We start from the raw sequence: 14,965 nt of genomic DNA, 5'->3' as shown, positions 1-14,965 counted from the left end.
GTTGCGTAGGCGATTCAAAAGCGCGGGCGGCGGACTCGTTCCGTCGTGCGCCGAATTGGCTCTATTGCAACTGCTTCGCAACTGCAAAGAAAGTCCGGATTCCGGCGATTTGGGCGGTTGCCCCTGCGGCGATTAGCGCCTAGGGCCTTGCCCCGACTCCGCGGCCCGATGACGCGCGGCCGCGCCCGACCTGTGACTGATTGGAGAATGGGAGAGCTTATGGCCCGCAAGAAGATCGCGCTGATCGGCGCCGGCATGATCGGCGGCACGCTCGCCCATCTCGCCGCGATGAAGGAGCTGGGCGACATCGTCCTGTTCGACATCGCCGAGGGCACGCCGCAGGGCAAGGCGCTCGACATCGCCCAGTCCGGCCCGGTCGAGGGCTTCGACGCGGACCTCAAGGGCGCGAACTCCTATGAGGATATCGCAGGCGCGGACGTGTGCATCGTCACCGCCGGCGTGCCGCGCAAGCCGGGGATGAGCCGCGACGATCTGCTCGGCATCAACCTGAAGGTGATGAAGGCGGTGGGCGAGGGCATCAAGGCGCATGCGCCGAACGCCTTCGTCATCTGCATCACCAATCCCTTGGACGCGATGGTGTGGGCGCTGCGCGAATATTCCGGGCTGCCGCACAACATGGTGGTCGGCATGGCGGGCGTGCTCGATTCGGCGCGCTTCCGCCACTTCCTCGCCGACGAGTTCAAGGTCTCGGTCGAGGACGTCACCGCCTTCGTGCTGGGCGGGCACGGCGACACGATGGTGCCGGTGGTCGAATATTCGACCGTCGCCGGTATCCCGTTACCCGATCTCATCAAGATGGGATGGTCCACAAGCGAGAGGATCGAGAAGATTGTCCAGCGCACCCGCTCGGGCGGCGGCGAGATCGTCGGCCTCCTGAAGACCGGCAGCGCCTTCTACGCGCCCGCCACCAGCGGCATCGCGATGGCCGAGAGCTATTTGAAGGACAAGAAGCGCCTGCTCCCCTGCGCGGCGCATCTGACCGGCCAGTACGGTGTCGACGATCTCTATGTCGGCGTCCCCGTGGTGATCGGCGCCGGCGGCGTCGAGCGCGTGGTCGAGATCGATCTGAAGGACGAGGCCAAGGCCAACTTCCAGACCTCGGTCGATGCGGTCAAGGAGCTGCTGGTCGCCTGCAAGGGCATCGACAGCTCGCTCAATTAATCGCCGTCACCCCGGCGATCGCCGGGATCTCATGCGGCAGGAGATGCCGGCCTTCGCTGGCATGACGGTAAGGAAAATACGCGAATGAGCATTCTCGTCGACCGGAACACCAAGGTCATCACCCAGGGGATGACCGGCGAGACCGGCACCTTCCATACGCAACAGGCGCTCGCCTACGGCACGCAGATGGTCGGCGGTGTCACGCCGGGGAAGGGCCGGACGACGCATCTCGACCTGCCGGTGTTCGACACCGTCGCCGAAGCCGTCGCCAGGACCGGCGCGACGGCGTCCGTGATCTACGTTCCGCCGCCTTTCGCCGCCGACTCCATCCTGGAGGCGATCGACGCCGAAGTGCCGCTGATCGTGACGATCACCGAGGGCATTCCGGTGCTCGACATGGTCAAGGTCAAGCGCGCGCTGTCGGGTTCGAAGTCGCGGCTGATCGGCCCCAACTGCCCTGGCGTGCTGACTCCGGGCGAGTGCAAGATCGGCATCATGCCTGGCTCGATCTTCTCCAAGGGTTCGGTCGGCGTCGTCTCGCGCTCGGGCACGCTCACCTATGAGGCGGTGTTCCAGACGACCAACGAGGGGCTGGGCCAGACCACCGCGGTCGGCATCGGCGGCGATCCGGTCAACGGCACCAACTTCATCGACGTGCTCGAGCTGTTCCTGGCCGACGACGAGACCAAGTCGATCATCATGATCGGCGAGATCGGCGGATCGGCCGAGGAGGAGGCGGCGCAGTTTCTGAAGGACGAGGCGAAGCGTGGGCGCAAGAAGCCGATGGTCGGCTTCATCGCCGGCCGCACCGCGCCGCCGGGCCGCCGCATGGGCCATGCCGGAGCGATCGTCTCGGGCGGCAAGGGCGGCGCCGAAGACAAGATCGCGGCGATGGAGGAAGCGGGCATCCGCGTGGCGGATAGCCCAAGCGAACTCGGCACGACGCTGAAGGCGGTGTTGGCGGGATAACGCCGTCGCTCCCGCGAAGGCGGGAGCCTCAGGCGGCAAGGGTGAGCGTGGATGTGCCACCCACCCAGCGGCCCTTGCCTTCGCAGGGGCGACGGAGATGAGGCCATGACGTTAGAAGGCCAGGATTTCAGCGAGATCGCGGGACAGGTGAGCCCCGCCTTCATCGACACGCTCTATGCCCGTTTTCGCGAAAGCCCGGACTCGGTCGAGCCCGCCTGGCGCGCGATGTTCGAGGGGCTGGAGGGGCATGCGAGCGGCCCGAGCTGGGCCAATCCGCGCTGGCTGGTGCGCGACACCGACGCGCTGACCGCCGCGCTCGACCCCACCCAGATGGAACCCGCGCCCGCGCCCGCGAAGAAGGGCGCCGCGCCTGCTTCTGCGCCGGCTGCGCCCGCGATCGACGTCACCAAGGCGGCGGCGGATGCGATCCGCATGCAGATGCTGATCCGCACCTACCGGGTGCGCGGACATCTCGCCGCCGATCTCGATCCGCTGGGGCTCAGCCAGCATGAGTTGCCCGCTGACCTAACCCCCGAATATCACGGCTTCGCCGGCGCCGATCTCGACAAGCCGGTCTATCTCGGCGGCACGCTCGGGCTCGACTGGGCGAGCGTCACCGAGGTCGTCGCGATCCTGCGCGCCAATTACTGCGGCAAGGTCGGCCTCGACTACATGCACATCGCCGATGTCGAGGAACGCCGCTTCCTCCAGGAGCGGATGGAGGGCCGCGACAAGGCCATCGAGTTCACGCCAGAGGGCAAGAAGGCGATCCTCGCCAAGGTGATCGAGGCCGAGCAGTGGGAAGGCTTCCTCGGCAAGAAATATGTCGGGACCAAGCGCTTCGGGCTCGACGGCGGCGAGGCGATGATCCCCGCGCTCGAAAGCGTCATCAAATATGGCGGCCAGTACGGCGTGCGTGAGATCGTCTTCGGCATGGCCCATCGCGGCCGGCTGAACGTGCTGGCCAATGTGATGGCCAAGCCCTTCCGCACGATCTTCCACGAATTCGCCGGCGGCTCCGCCAATCCCGACGATATCGGCGGTTCAGGCGACGTGAAGTACCATCTCGGGACCAGCACCGATCGCGAGTTCGACGGAATCACCGTCCATATGTCGCTGGTGCCCAACCCCTCGCATCTGGAAGCGGTCAACCCCGTCGTGCTGGGCAAGACGCGCGCGATCCAGACGATCCGTGACGATCTCAAGAACCATGACGAGGTGCTGCCCGTCCTGATCCACGGCGACGCCGCCTTCGCGGGGCAGGGGATCGTGTGGGAATGCCTCGGCTTCTCCGGCATCCGTGGGTACAACACCGGCGGCTGCGTCCATTTCATCATCAACAACCAGATCGGCTTCACCACCTCGCCCCAATTCGCGCGGTCCTCGCCTTATCCGTCGGATGTGGCGAAGGGCGTCCAGGCGCCGGTGTTCCACGTCAACGGCGACGACCCCGAGGCGGTGACCTTCGCCTGCAAGATGGCGATCGAATTCCGCCAGCGGTTCGACAAGGACGTGGTGATCGACATGTGGTGCTACAGGCGCTTCGGCCACAATGAGGGCGACGAGCCGAGCTTCACCCAGCCGCTGATGTATGCGGAGATCAGGAAGCACCCGCCGGTCAGCCGCATCTATGGCGATCGCCTGGTCGCCGAAAAGGTGATCGACGCTGGATGGGTGGACGGCCACGCCCGGGAATTCACCGCGCATCTCGACGGCGAATTCGAAGGCGCCAAGGGGTACAAGCCCAACAAGGCGGACTGGTTCGCCGGGCGCTGGTCGGGCCTCCACATGCCCGCCGATCCCGAGACCGCGCGGCGCAGCGTCGATACCGGCATCGACAAGAAGCTGTTCGACAGCCTGGGCCGTACGTTGACCGAGGTGCCCGAGGGGCTGGCGATCCACAAGACGCTGGGCCGCATCCTCGAGGCCAAACGGCAGATGTTCGCGAGCGGCGAGGGCTTTGACTGGGCGACCGGCGAGGCGCTGGCGTTCGGATCGTTGCTCTCCGAAGGGTACGGCGTGCGCCTGTCGGGCCAGGATTCGGGGCGTGGCACGTTCAGCCAGCGCCACGCCATCTGGATCGACCAGACCGACGAGCGCAAATATCTGCCGCTCGGGGAAGTGCCCCATGGCCGCTGCGAGGTGCTCGACAGCCCGCTTTCCGAATATGGCGTGCTCGGCTTCGAATATGGCTACGCCATGGCCGATCCCAAGACGCTGGTGATGTGGGAGGCGCAGTTCGGCGATTTCGCCAACGGCGCACAGATCATGATCGACCAGTTCATCGCCAGCGGAGAGGCCAAGTGGCTGCGCGCCAACGGCCTCGTGCTGCTGCTGCCGCACGGCTATGAAGGGCAGGGGCCGGAGCATTCTTCGGCGCGGCTGGAGCGGTTCCTGCAGCTGTGCGCCCAGGACAACATGCAGGTGGCGAACTGCACCACGCCGGCCAATTACTACCACCTGCTGCGCCGCCAGATGCATCGCAACTTCCGCAAACCCCTGGTGGTGATGACGCCCAAATCGCTGCTGCGGCACAAGCTCGCGGTGTCGAAGGCGGAAGATTTCCAGGGCGACAGCCACTTCATGCGCATCGTCTCTGATCCGTCGGCGCCGGCGGACAAGGATGTGAAGCGGCTGGTGCTGTGTTCGGGCAAGGTCGCCTATGATCTGATCGAGGCGCGCGACGCGGCGGGCGACAAGAACACCGCGATCGTCCGCATCGAGCAGCTCTATCCCTTCCCGGCGGAGCCGTTGGCGGTGCGCCTCAAGCGCATGACCAATCTAGAGGACGTCGTCTGGGCGCAGGAGGAGCCGAAGAACAACGGTTCGTGGTTCTTCGTCGAGCCGTTCATCGAGGAATGCCTGGCGGCCGCCGGCCGCAAGGTCGCCCGCGCGCGCTATGCCGGCCGCGCGGCGGCGGCATCGCCCGCGACCGGGCTGATGAAGCGCCACCAGATCGAGCAGGGCGCGCTTGTCGCAGAGGCGCTCGGCCACAATGTCCGTGAAGAAATCCGCAAATTGCGCAAAGGTTGACCCTCCCCATGGCCACCGAAGTCACCGTGCCCACGCTGGGCGAATCGATCACCGAAGCCACTTTGGGCGAATGGCTCAAGCAGCCGGGCGACGCCGTCGCTGCGGATGAGCCCATCGCCAGCCTGGAGACCGACAAGGTCTCGGTCGAGGTGCCCGCGCCCGTCGCCGGCGTGATGGGCGAGCACGCGGTCAAGCCCGGCGACACCGTCGCGGTCGGCGCGATGATCGCGACGATCGAAGCCGGCGATGGGGCCGCTCCGGCGAAGAAGGAAGCGCCGGCGGGCGAGACCAAGGGCAATGCCGATAACTCGGACGAAGCCAGGACCGGTGAGGGCAAGGGTCCGGCCGAGCAGATTCGCGAGCGCGAGCAGGACGCCCCGGCGGGCGATACGCCCGCGGCGCTGTCGCCCTCGGTCCGCCGCGCGATCCTGGAGCACGGGGTCGATCCGGCGACGATCAAGGGCACCGGCAAGGACGGGCGCATCACCAAGGACGATGTCGTCGCTGCGGCGGCCAAGCCCGCGCCTTCGACCTCCGCACCGGTCGAGGCTGCGCCGGTTGCGGCCTCCGCGCCGTCGGGACGCAAGGAGGAGCGCGTCCGCATGACGCGCCTGCGCCAGACCATCGCCAAGCGGCTGAAGGAAGCGCAGAACACCGCCGCGATCCTCACCACCTTCAACGATTGCGACATGACCGCGGTCGTGGAGGCGCGCGCCAAATACAAGGATTTGTTCGAAAAGAAGCACGGCGTCCGCCTCGGTTTCATGGGCTTCTTCGTGAAGGCCGCGTGCATGGCGCTGAAGGACGTGCCCAGCGTCAACGCCTCGATCGAGGGCGAAGAGATCGTCTATCACGACTATGCCGATATCTCGGTCGCGGTCTCCGCGCCGGGCGGCCTCGTCGTGCCGGTGATCCGTGACGCCGATCAGATGTCGGTCGCCGAGGTCGAGAAGACCATCGGCGATTTCGGCAAGCGGGCCAAGGACGGCACGCTCAAGATGGAGGAGATGAAGGGGGGCACCTTCACCATTTCCAACGGCGGCGTGTTCGGCAGCCTGATGTCCACCCCGATCATCAATCCGCCGCAGTCTGGCGTGCTCGGCCTTCACCGCATCGAGGACCGCGCGGTGGTGGTGGACGGCCAGATCGTCATCCGCCCGATGATGTATCTGGCGCTCAGCTACGACCACCGCCTGGTCGACGGGCGCGAGGCGGTGACGTTCCTCGTTGCGCTCAAGAACGCGATCGAGGACCCGACGCGCATCCTGATCGATCTGTAAGCGCGCGAACGACACACCATATTCCGTTCGGGCTGAGCTTGTCGAAGCCCTGTTCTTCTTCTCGAACGGTGCAAGGAAGTACGGCCCTTCGACAAGCTCAGGGCAAACGGAGTTAGGTATGGCAGAGCAGTACGACTTCGACGTCCTCGTGATCGGTGCCGGCCCGGGCGGCTATGTCGCGGCGATCCGCGCGGCGCAGCTGGGCCTCAGCGTCGCCTGCGCCGAAGGGCGCGAGACGCTGGGCGGCACCTGCCTCAATGTCGGCTGCATTCCGTCGAAGGCGATGCTCCACGCGTCCGAATATTTCGACGCGGCGGCGAACGGCGCGATGGCGAAGATGGGGGTGAAGGTCACCCCCGAGCTGGACCTGGACGCGATGCACGGCCAGCGCAAGGACGCGGTCAAGCAGCTGACAGGGGGCATCGAGTTCCTGTTCAAGAAGAACAAGATCGAATGGCTGAAGGGCTATGCCGCCTTCACCGGCAAGGACTCGGTCAAGGTCGGCGACCGCGAGGTGCGCGCCAAGAACATCGTCATCGCCACCGGCTCCTCGGTCACCCCGCTGCCCGGCGTCGAGATCGATCAGAAGGTGGTCGTCGATTCCACCGGCGCGCTGGAGCTGGCCAAGGTGCCCGAGCACATGGTCGTGATCGGCGGCGGCGTGATCGGGCTGGAGCTCGGTTCGGTCTGGCGCCGGCTGGGCGCCAAGGTGACCTGCGTCGAGTTCCTCGACCAAATCCTGCCCGGCTTCGACGGCGAAGTGCGCAAGGAAGCGAACAAGATCTTCAAGAAGCAGGGGATCGAGTTCAAGCTTTCGACCAAGGTCACCGGCGTCGCGGTGAAGGGCGGCAAGGCGACGCTCACGCTGGAACCGGCCAAAGGCGGCGAGGCATCGACCATCGAGGCGGACGCGGTGCTGGTCTCGATCGGCCGCAAGCCCAATACCGACGGCCTCAACCTCGAAGCCACGGGCCTCAAGACAAACCAGCGCGGCCAGATTGAGATCGATCATGATTTCCGCACCTCCGCCCCCGGCATCTGGGCGATCGGCGACGTCGTCCCCGGCCCGATGCTCGCCCATAAGGCAGAGGACGAGGGCATCGCTGTGGCCGAGAACATCGCCGGGCAGACCGGCATCGTGAACCACGACGTCATCCCGTCGGTCGTCTACACCTGGCCTGAGATCGCCGGCGTCGGCCTGACCGAGGAAGCGGCGAAGGAAAAGGGTGAGGTCAAGGTCGGCAAGTTCCCCATGCTCGCCAACTCGCGCGCCAAGACCAACCATGAGCCGGATGGCTTCGTGAAAGTGATCGCCGACGCAAAGTCGGACCGCGTGCTGGGTGTGTGGGCGATCGCCAGCGTCGCCGGCACGATGATCGCTCAGGCCGCGCAGGCGATGGAGTTCGGCGCCACGTCCGAAGATATTGCCTATACCTGCCATGCGCATCCGACGCACAGCGAGGCGATCAAGGAAGCGGCGATGGCGGTGACGGGCAAGCCCATCCACGTCTAGCCGGCGATGCGATTAGCGCAGCTAATCGCAAGCGAACTAGGCTAGACCGGCCGGCGGCGCTGCGAGCGCCGTCCGACGACGCGGCTTTGCCGCGGCGCAGCCCGTCTTTTTCGAATATTCGGTATTGCGTGTGTTGGCGGCTCTCGCCATTGTCTTTCGGTAAATCGAAATTCGCTACCGGAGGACGACATGGCGAACACAATCCCCGAAACCGGCCTCCAGCTCTTCTCGACGGTCACCGACGACGGCCATCTCGAACTCGCGCTCAAGCAGGTGCCGGTTCCTGCGCCCGGCGAAGACGAGGTGCTGATCCGCATGGAGGCCGCGCCGATCAACCCCTCGGACCTCGCCGTCATGTTGAGCGCCGCCGACAGCGACAGCTTCACCGCGGGCGAGGCGGACGGCCAGCCGCTGGCTCGCGCCGCGATTCCGGAGGCGGCCGCTCGCTTCACCGCGCCGCGCAAGGGCATGCCGATCCCCATCGGCAACGAGGGCGCGGGGACGGTGATCGCGGCAGGGGGGTCGGACGCGGCGCAGGCACTGCTCGGCAAGACGGTCGCGCTCGCCGGCGGCGCGTCCTACGCGCAGTACAAGGTGGCGAAGGCGCGCGATTGTCTGGTCCTGCCCGATGGGACCGGCGCCGAGGCGGGCGCATCGAGCTTCGTCAACCCGCTGACGACGCTCGGCATGATCGGCACGATGCGGCTGGAGGGGTTCGAGGGGCTGGTCCACACCGCCGCCGCCTCCAATCTCGGTCAGATGCTGGTCAAGCTGTGCGCTGCAGAGGGCATTCCGCTGGTCAATATCGTCCGCAGCGAGGAACAGGTCGCGCTGCTCAAGCGCCTGGGCGCGACGCATGTCGTCAACTCTTCTACAGACGGCTTCATGCCCGCGCTGATCGATGCGACCGCCGAGACCAAGGCGTTCCTCGCCTTCGACGCGATCGGCGGCGGCAGGCTCGCCGGCCAGATCCTGACCGCGATGGAGCAGGCGGCGCTGCGCACGTTGCCCGCCAACGGCCCGTACGGCTCCACCCAGATGAAACAGATCTATATCTATGGCGGACTTTCGCCCGCACCGACCGAGCTGACCCGCGGTTTCGGCATGAAATGGGGCCTCGGCGGCTGGCTGCTGACCCCTTACCTCCAGCGTGTCGGGGCTGAGGAAGTGGCGAAGATGCGCGCGCGCGTCGCCCGCGATCTCGGCACGACCTTCGCCAGCAAATATACCAGGCGCATCACGCTGGCCGAGGCGGTCGATCCCGCCAACATCGCCGCCTACAACCGCAAATCGACCGGCGAGAAATATCTGATCCTGCCACAGGGCTAAGGACGACGTTTGTGGCCTGAGCATGCCGCGCGCGCTATGCGGCCCATATGATTCAGACCAGCTGGCAGATCGGACCCATTCTTCCGTGGCTCGACCTGCTCGGCATCGCCTTGTTCGCCGCGACGGGCGCGCTCGCTGCGGCAGCGCGCGGGCAGACTTTCGTCACGCTCGCCTTTTTCGCGCTGGTGACCGGCGTCGGCGGCGGCACAGTGCGCGATCTGCTGATCGACGCGCCGGTGTTCTGGGTGCAGGACGGGCGCGTCGCTGCAGTGTGTCTTGCGACAGCGCTCGCCGTATGGATCACGCCGCAGGGATGGTGGAAGGGTCAGGCGCTCGACTGGTTCGATGCGGTGGGGCTTGCCGGCTACGCGGTGTTCGGCGCGGCGAAGGCGCTGCATTTCGGCGTGCCGCCCGTGCCCGCCGCGCTGATGGGCGTGGTCACCGCCTGCGTCGGCGGCATCATCCGCGACGTGCTGGCTGGCGAGCCCTCGATCCTCATGCGGCCCGAGCTCTATGTCACCGCCGCGGCGCTCGCGGCGGGATCGTTCGTGTTGCTCGCGGGGCTGGGCGTCGATCGCCCTGTTGCGGCGGCCATCGCGGCCATATCAGGCTTCGCCCTGCGCGCCGCCGCGATCCACTGGCGGCTCGCGCTGCCCGCCTATCGCGGGCGCGATAACGAGGGGAACACCCCTCCGGAAATGTGAAAGGTTGCCGAGGCCCTTGGGCCCCGGCAACCTCCCGACATGGTCAGCGGCCGGAGAGCTCCAGCCCGGGAGACCATGGTGCCGCTTGATCCCGACCGCGAACGTTGACTGGGGGAGGATACCCCCCGCACGCGGCCATCCGGGATGTCAGCGGCCAGTCTCCCGAACGAACTGAACCGACCTCACTGCTGAACCATGAGACATCGGATCACCTCCTTTCGCTTGTTGAAAACGACGCGACCATGTTTGGCCGCACATCGAATGTGAGTCATCCGAGTCCGCGATACAAGTCTTGAAATTGATCGAAGTTTGCGCGAATCTCTTTCGCTCGCGGCCGGCAACTCGCCCTGAGCGCGGGCGACCTGCTTGGATCGGCCCCGGGCGAACACGCCTTCAAGGTCGAGCGCATCCGAATGTCGGTCACGTCCTGCGACCATTTCTCCTCGGCCATGTTCAGTGCCTCTTGAAATACTGGATTTCGCGTTCGTGCCTCTGCGCCGCTTCCTTGGTCTCGAAGGTGCCCAGGTTGCGGCGCTTGCCGGTGTCCCGATCCTTCTTTCGCGAATAGATGCGGTATCCGCCCGATCTTAGCTTGCGGATCATGGCTTGCACGCCGCGATTGCGCGGCCGATCGCCGGATCGGCGGGAAGCGCCAGCGGCTCGCCCGTCCCGACGCGCACGGTGATGGCATCGTCCGCCCGGGCGAGCTGATCAAGCCACGGATCGGCAGCGGAGATGCTGGCGCTTGCTTCCGGCATCGTCGCTGCGTCCGTTGCCGGTGCAATAGGGAGCTCGCGCGTAGCCGAGGGGGTCACGATCGTCATCGCATCGCCCGGCCGCGCCTCGGCGCCTCGCGTGAAGATCAACCGCCCGGCGCGTTGATCGCATGCGATCGAGAATCGCGCCTCTGCATCGGGTTCGCCGAACCAGGCGGCGCGGGCGCTTTCGGCATAGGTCCAGCTGCCGGCGGCGAGAGGGGTGGGCATCGCGGCGAGATTGTCGGCCGTGACGGTGTCCGCCTCGGCGGCGATTACGGCTTCGGTTGCGTTCCCAGTATCGGCCCGGTGCTCCTGGGCGCAGGCGGCGAGCGCTGCCAACGCCGCGATGACGATCATCCTTCGCATCGCGCTTCAACGCGCGGCGCGCCGGGAGCGTTGCCTCAGCGGCAATCCTCGGTGACGCGCGCGACCTCGGCCCAGGCGGGCACCGCGAGATAGGGCAGGCCGGCGGTCTCGACGATGAACCGCCCGCGGCTGAACGCCATCGCGTCGAGCAGCGGGTCGCGGGGGCCGAGCTCGGCGGCGATATAGGGCGTCGCGCCCTGGACAGGGCGCACCGGAAGCGCCCGGGTCGTGCTGGTGGTGCGCACCGTCATGCTGCTCGCCGGGCCGTCGCCCGCGCGGCTCAGATAGACGCGCCCGGCCTGCCGGTCGCAGCGCAAGGTCAGCCGCGCCTCGCTTCCCGGCTCGCCGAACAGCGCGACGCTGCCGCGCGGATCGGCGCGATAGCTCCACGTCCCCGGCGTGATCGGCCAGTCGCGCCAATCCGAAGACAGCGGCGCGGGCGTCGGCGGCGGGGCGGGGGTCGGCGCGGGAGCCGGCCGCACCGGCGCGGGCGCGGGCGGCGGCGCGGAGGGCCGAACGCAAGCGGCGAGGGCGATGAGCGGGGCGAGGACAAGGATACGCATGGGCGGACTATGCGCGGGGGAACGCCGCCACTCAACCCAATCCCGGCGCGACTGTGCGGCGCCTGGGCGGATCAGGCGGCGCGCGGGACGATGCGATCGAGCGTCTCGCCCTCGCGCCGGACGACTTCCTCCAGATCGTAGCTGTTCTGAAGACGAAGGAAAAAACCGTCGGACATGCCGAAGTATCGGGTCAGCCTGGCGTCGATCGAAGCGTCGATGTCGCGACGGCTTGCCACCACTTCCCGCAATACGGAAGAATCGATGCCGGTGCCTAGCGCGATCTCAGCGAGCGGTAGATCGCTGCCGATCAGGAAATCCTCGCGCAGGATGTCGTCCGGATGGACGTTGTCCAGCCGGTCCTCATCCGCGACGGTAGTCCTCGATCCGGACATCGTCCGCGCCTCCGTCACGCCAGCGGAAGGTAATCCGCCACTGGTCGTTGATTACCGCCGCCCGCCCCCCATCCGCATCTTCTGGCTCTTGCCATATCGTGTCTTCCGCGTCCCCGGCTTGCCTTCGTTGCTGCGGCCCATGATCGGCGCCTTGTGCTCCTTCGCGGGCAGGCCAAGCTCCTCCTGTTCCAGCGAACGAATTTCGTCGCGCAGGCGGCCGGCCTCCTCGAACTCCAGGTCGGCGGCGGCAGCGCGCATCTTCTTCTCGAGCTCCTCGATATACGCGCGCAGATTATGGCCCACCATGTGCGGCCGCTCGTCGTCGATCGGCACGGTGACGCCGTCCTGCGAGGCGACATGGGCGATGATGTCGCCGATGTTGCGGCGGATCGTCTGCGGGGTGATACCGTTTGCTTCGTTGAACTGGCGCTGCTTCTCGCGGCGGCGCTCGGTCTCGTTGATCGCGCGCTCCATGCTGCCGGTCATCCGGTCGGCATAGAGGATCACCCGTCCGTCCACGTTGCGCGCGGCCCGGCCGATGGTCTGGATCAGCGAGGTTTCGCTGCGCAGGAAGCCCTCCTTGTCGGCATCGAGGATGCACACCAGCCCGCATTCGGGGATGTCGAGGCCTTCGCGCAGCAAATTGATGCCGACCAGCACGTCGTACACGCCCAGCCTGAGGTCGCGGATCAGCTCGATGCGCTCCAGCGTCTCGACGTCCGAGTGCATGTAGCGGACCTTGAGCCCCGCCTCGTGCATGAACTCGGTCAGGTCCTCGGCCATGCGCTTGGTGAGGGTGGTGACGAGCGTGCGATAGCCGGCGGCGGCGGTCTTGCGGCATTCCTCGATGCAGTCCTGCACCTGCTCCTCGACGGGCTTGATCTCGACCGGCGGGTCGATCAGTCCGGTCGGGCGGATCACCTGTTCCGCGAACACGCCGCCGGTCTGCTCCATCTCCCAATCGCCCGGCGTCGCCGAGACATAGGTGGTGGGCGGACGCATCGCCTCCCATTCGTTGAAGCGAAGCGGGCGGTTGTCGATCGCCGACGGCAGGCGGAAGCCATATTCGGCCAGCGTCAGCTTGCGTCGGTGGTCGCCACGCGACATGCCGTTGATCTGGCCGATCGTCTGGTGGCTCTCGTCGACGAACAGCAGCGCGTTGTCGGGGAGGTACTCGAACAGGGTCGGCGGCGGCTCGCCGGGCAGGCGGCCGGTCAGGAAGCGGCTGTAATTCTCGATCCCCGCGCATGAGCCGGTGGCGGCGATCATCTCCAGATCGAAATTGGTCCGCTGCTCCAGCCGCTGCGCCTCCAGCAGTTTCCCTTCCGCGATCAACTCCTTCAGCCGCTCGGCGAGCTCGAAACGGATCGCCTCGCCGGCCTGCTTCAGCGTCGGGCCGGGCGTCACATAATGGCTGTTGGCATAGACGCGCACATGGTTGAGGCTCGCCGCCTTCTTCCCCGTCAGCGGGTCGAACTCGACGATCTCCTCGATCTCGTCGCCGAAGAAGCTGATCCGCCAGGCGCTGTCCTCATAATGCGACGGGAAGATCTCGAGATTGTCGCCCTTCACGCGGAAATTGCCGCGCTGGAAGGCGGCGTCGTTGCGCTTGTACTGCAGCGCGACCAGCTTCCTCACGATTTCGCGCTGGTCGACCACCTGGCCCTTCTTCAGATCGAAGATCATCGCCGAATAGGTCTCGACCGATCCAATGCCGTATAGGCAGCTGACGGATGCGACGATCAGCACATCGTCGCGCTCCAGCAGGCTCCGCGTCGCCGAATGGCGCATCCGGTCGATCGCCTCGTTCACCGAGCTTTCCTTCTCGATGTACGTATCCGATCGCGGCACATAGGCCTCGGGCTGGTAATAGTCGTAATAGCTGACGAAATATTCGACCGCGTTCTCGGGAAAGAAGCTCTTGAACTCGCCGTAGAGCTGCGCGGCGAGGATCTTGTTGGGTGCGAGCACCAGCGCGGGCCGCTGCAGCGTCTCGACCACCTTGGCCATCGTGAAGGTCTTGCCCGATCCGGTGACGCCCAGCAGCACCTGGTCGCGCTCGCCGGCCTGCGCGCCGGCCACCAGCTCGGCGATCGCCGCGGGCTGGTCGCCCGCCGGCTCGTAATCGCTGACCAGCTTGAACAGCTTCCCGCCTTCCGCCTTGGGCGGCCGCGTGGGGCGGTGAGGGATGAAGGATTGCCCCGTCTCGGGTTCGGCCAGGCTGGTGCGAATCTGGATTGCCATAGCGGAACAATATGGGAATGCTCGCGCGGAAGGCAAAGCGCCTTGTCGGGGAGATGTCGGATGACCACGCGCACCATCGCCACGCTTGCGGCATTCGCCGTGCTCGCCGCGTGCAAGCCTGCGGCGAGCGACGATGTCGCGCTGGAGAACGTCTCCATCGCCGAGGCCAGCGAAAAGGCGCGCGCCGCCAACAAGCTCCAGCCCGGCCAGTGGGAATCGCAGACGCGCATCCTTTCGGTCGAGATGCCCGGCGCTCCCAAGGAACTGGCCGACATGCTCGGCAAGTCGGTGACCGCGAAGGTCAACACCATGTCCGATTGCCTGACGCCGGAGGAGGCCGAAAAACCTGCCGCGGACATGCTCGCCGGCAACCGCGGAGGGGAATGTCGCTACGAGAAGTTCGCAATGGCGGGCGGCAAGATGGATTCGATCATGGTGTGCAAGAACCCCGGCCAACCCGGCGAGGTACGCATGACGATGGCGGGCGATTACACGCCGACCGGCTTCGCGCTCGACATGACGATGATCATGCCACCCGGATCGGTCCCGGGCAGTCAGGGCATGACGATGAAGGCGCGGACGGAGGGCAGGCGCACGGGCGAATGCACCGCGCCGCGCGCGGCGGGATGACA

General features: G+C 66.5%; 13 protein-coding genes. 8 read left to right on the top strand and 5 right to left on the bottom strand.

Going from position 1 to position 14,965, the window contains the following annotated elements:
• Nucleotides 1–219: 219 nt before the first annotated feature.
• The 7 genes from mdh to D1610_RS07665 all read left to right on the top strand — a co-directional run bounded on the left by mdh (nucleotide 220) and on the right by D1610_RS07665 (nucleotide 10,010).
• Nucleotides 220–1,182 carry a malate dehydrogenase gene (gene mdh, locus D1610_RS07695; RefSeq protein ID WP_118863527.1) on the top strand — a complete coding sequence of 321 codons (963 nt, stop codon included), beginning with the start codon at nucleotides 220–222 and terminating at the stop codon, nucleotides 1,180–1,182.
• Nucleotides 1,183–1,266: 84 nt separating this feature from the next.
• Nucleotides 1,267–2,151, top strand: a complete 885-nt coding sequence (gene sucD / locus D1610_RS07690) for a succinate--CoA ligase subunit alpha (RefSeq protein WP_118863526.1) — start codon at nucleotides 1,267–1,269, stop codon at nucleotides 2,149–2,151.
• A gap of 105 nt (nucleotides 2,152–2,256) precedes the next feature.
• Nucleotides 2,257–5,184, top strand: coding sequence for a 2-oxoglutarate dehydrogenase E1 component (locus D1610_RS07685; RefSeq protein WP_118863525.1), 2,928 nt, complete (start codon nucleotides 2,257–2,259; stop codon nucleotides 5,182–5,184).
• Nucleotides 5,185–5,192: 8 nt separating this feature from the next.
• Nucleotides 5,193–6,464, top strand: coding sequence for a 2-oxoglutarate dehydrogenase complex dihydrolipoyllysine-residue succinyltransferase (gene odhB / locus D1610_RS07680; protein ID WP_118863524.1), 1,272 nt, complete (start codon nucleotides 5,193–5,195; stop codon nucleotides 6,462–6,464).
• A 118-nt stretch (nucleotides 6,465–6,582) separates the two neighbouring features.
• Nucleotides 6,583–7,977, top strand: a complete 1,395-nt coding sequence (lpdA, locus tag D1610_RS07675) for a dihydrolipoyl dehydrogenase (RefSeq protein WP_118863523.1) — start codon at nucleotides 6,583–6,585, stop codon at nucleotides 7,975–7,977.
• 189 nt (nucleotides 7,978–8,166) lie between these two features.
• Complete coding sequence (locus tag D1610_RS07670; protein ID WP_118863522.1) at nucleotides 8,167–9,306, top strand: zinc-binding dehydrogenase; 1,140 nt, start codon at nucleotides 8,167–8,169, stop codon at nucleotides 9,304–9,306.
• Nucleotides 9,307–9,353: 47 nt separating this feature from the next.
• A complete protein-coding gene (locus D1610_RS07665; RefSeq protein WP_118863521.1) occupies nucleotides 9,354–10,010 on the top strand; it encodes a trimeric intracellular cation channel family protein in 657 nt (218 codons plus the stop codon).
• Nucleotides 10,011–10,463: 453 nt separating this feature from the next.
• Here the strand turns inward: D1610_RS07665 and D1610_RS17035 are convergent, their stop codons facing one another.
• The 5 genes from D1610_RS17035 to uvrB form a co-directional block, all read right to left on the bottom strand.
• Entirely contained in the window at nucleotides 10,464–10,613 is a 150-nt protein-coding gene (locus tag D1610_RS17035) for a hypothetical protein (protein WP_182466737.1), read from the bottom strand.
• Nucleotides 10,610–11,125: a hypothetical protein gene (locus tag D1610_RS07660; RefSeq protein WP_118863520.1), complete on the bottom strand. Its 516-nt coding sequence runs from the start codon at nucleotides 11,123–11,125 to the stop codon at nucleotides 10,610–10,612. The genes D1610_RS17035 and D1610_RS07660 overlap by 4 nt, the downstream gene beginning before the upstream one ends.
• 44 nt (nucleotides 11,126–11,169) lie before the next feature.
• Nucleotides 11,170–11,697, bottom strand: a complete 528-nt coding sequence (locus D1610_RS07655; protein ID WP_118863519.1) for a hypothetical protein — start codon at nucleotides 11,695–11,697, stop codon at nucleotides 11,170–11,172.
• Between the two features lie 71 nt (nucleotides 11,698–11,768).
• Nucleotides 11,769–12,089, bottom strand: coding sequence for a HigA family addiction module antitoxin (locus tag D1610_RS07650; RefSeq protein WP_118863763.1), 321 nt, complete (start codon nucleotides 12,087–12,089; stop codon nucleotides 11,769–11,771).
• Nucleotides 12,090–12,140: 51 nt separating this feature from the next.
• Entirely contained in the window at nucleotides 12,141–14,333 is a 2,193-nt protein-coding gene (gene uvrB / locus D1610_RS07645; protein WP_118863518.1) for an excinuclease ABC subunit UvrB, read from the bottom strand.
• Between the two features lie 60 nt (nucleotides 14,334–14,393).
• Here uvrB and D1610_RS07640 point away from each other — a divergent pair, with 60 nt between their 5' ends.
• Nucleotides 14,394–14,963, top strand: coding sequence for a DUF3617 domain-containing protein (locus D1610_RS07640; RefSeq protein ID WP_118863517.1), 570 nt, complete (start codon nucleotides 14,394–14,396; stop codon nucleotides 14,961–14,963).
• The last annotated feature ends 2 nt before the right edge of the window (nucleotides 14,964–14,965 follow it).

The sequence above is a fragment of the Sphingomonas gilva genome (assembly GCF_003515075.1).
In the GTDB taxonomy this organism is placed as follows: domain Bacteria; phylum Pseudomonadota; class Alphaproteobacteria; order Sphingomonadales; family Sphingomonadaceae; genus Sphingomonas; species Sphingomonas gilva.
Note: the sequence above shows the minus strand (reverse complement) of the source record. Positions and strands in the feature narration are given on the sequence as shown.

Bases quoted from the DNA above. Each gene is read 5' to 3' on its own strand.
- mdh (WP_118863527.1), top strand. From the start codon at position 220: ATGGCCCGCAAGAAGATCGCGCTGATCGGCGCCGGCATGATCGGCGGC.
- D1610_RS07670 (WP_118863522.1), top strand. From the start codon at position 8,167: ATGGCGAACACAATCCCCGAAACCGGCCTCCAGCTCTTCTCGACGGTC.
- lpdA (WP_118863523.1), top strand. From the start codon at position 6,583: ATGGCAGAGCAGTACGACTTCGACGTCCTCGTGATCGGTGCCGGCCCG.
- D1610_RS07655 (WP_118863519.1), bottom strand. From the start codon at position 11,697: ATGCGTATCCTTGTCCTCGCCCCGCTCATCGCCCTCGCCGCTTGCGTT.
- sucD (WP_118863526.1), top strand. From the start codon at position 1,267: ATGAGCATTCTCGTCGACCGGAACACCAAGGTCATCACCCAGGGGATG.
- D1610_RS17035 (WP_182466737.1), bottom strand. From the start codon at position 10,613: ATGATCCGCAAGCTAAGATCGGGCGGATACCGCATCTATTCGCGAAAG.
- D1610_RS07665 (WP_118863521.1), top strand. From the start codon at position 9,354: ATGATTCAGACCAGCTGGCAGATCGGACCCATTCTTCCGTGGCTCGAC.
- odhB (WP_118863524.1), top strand. From the start codon at position 5,193: ATGGCCACCGAAGTCACCGTGCCCACGCTGGGCGAATCGATCACCGAA.
- D1610_RS07685 (WP_118863525.1), top strand. From the start codon at position 2,257: ATGACGTTAGAAGGCCAGGATTTCAGCGAGATCGCGGGACAGGTGAGC.
- D1610_RS07650 (WP_118863763.1), bottom strand. From the start codon at position 12,089: ATGTCCGGATCGAGGACTACCGTCGCGGATGAGGACCGGCTGGACAAC.
- D1610_RS07640 (WP_118863517.1), top strand. From the start codon at position 14,394: ATGACCACGCGCACCATCGCCACGCTTGCGGCATTCGCCGTGCTCGCC.
- uvrB (WP_118863518.1), bottom strand. From the start codon at position 14,333: ATGGCAATCCAGATTCGCACCAGCCTGGCCGAACCCGAGACGGGGCAA.
- D1610_RS07660 (WP_118863520.1), bottom strand. From the start codon at position 11,125: ATGATCGTCATCGCGGCGTTGGCAGCGCTCGCCGCCTGCGCCCAGGAG.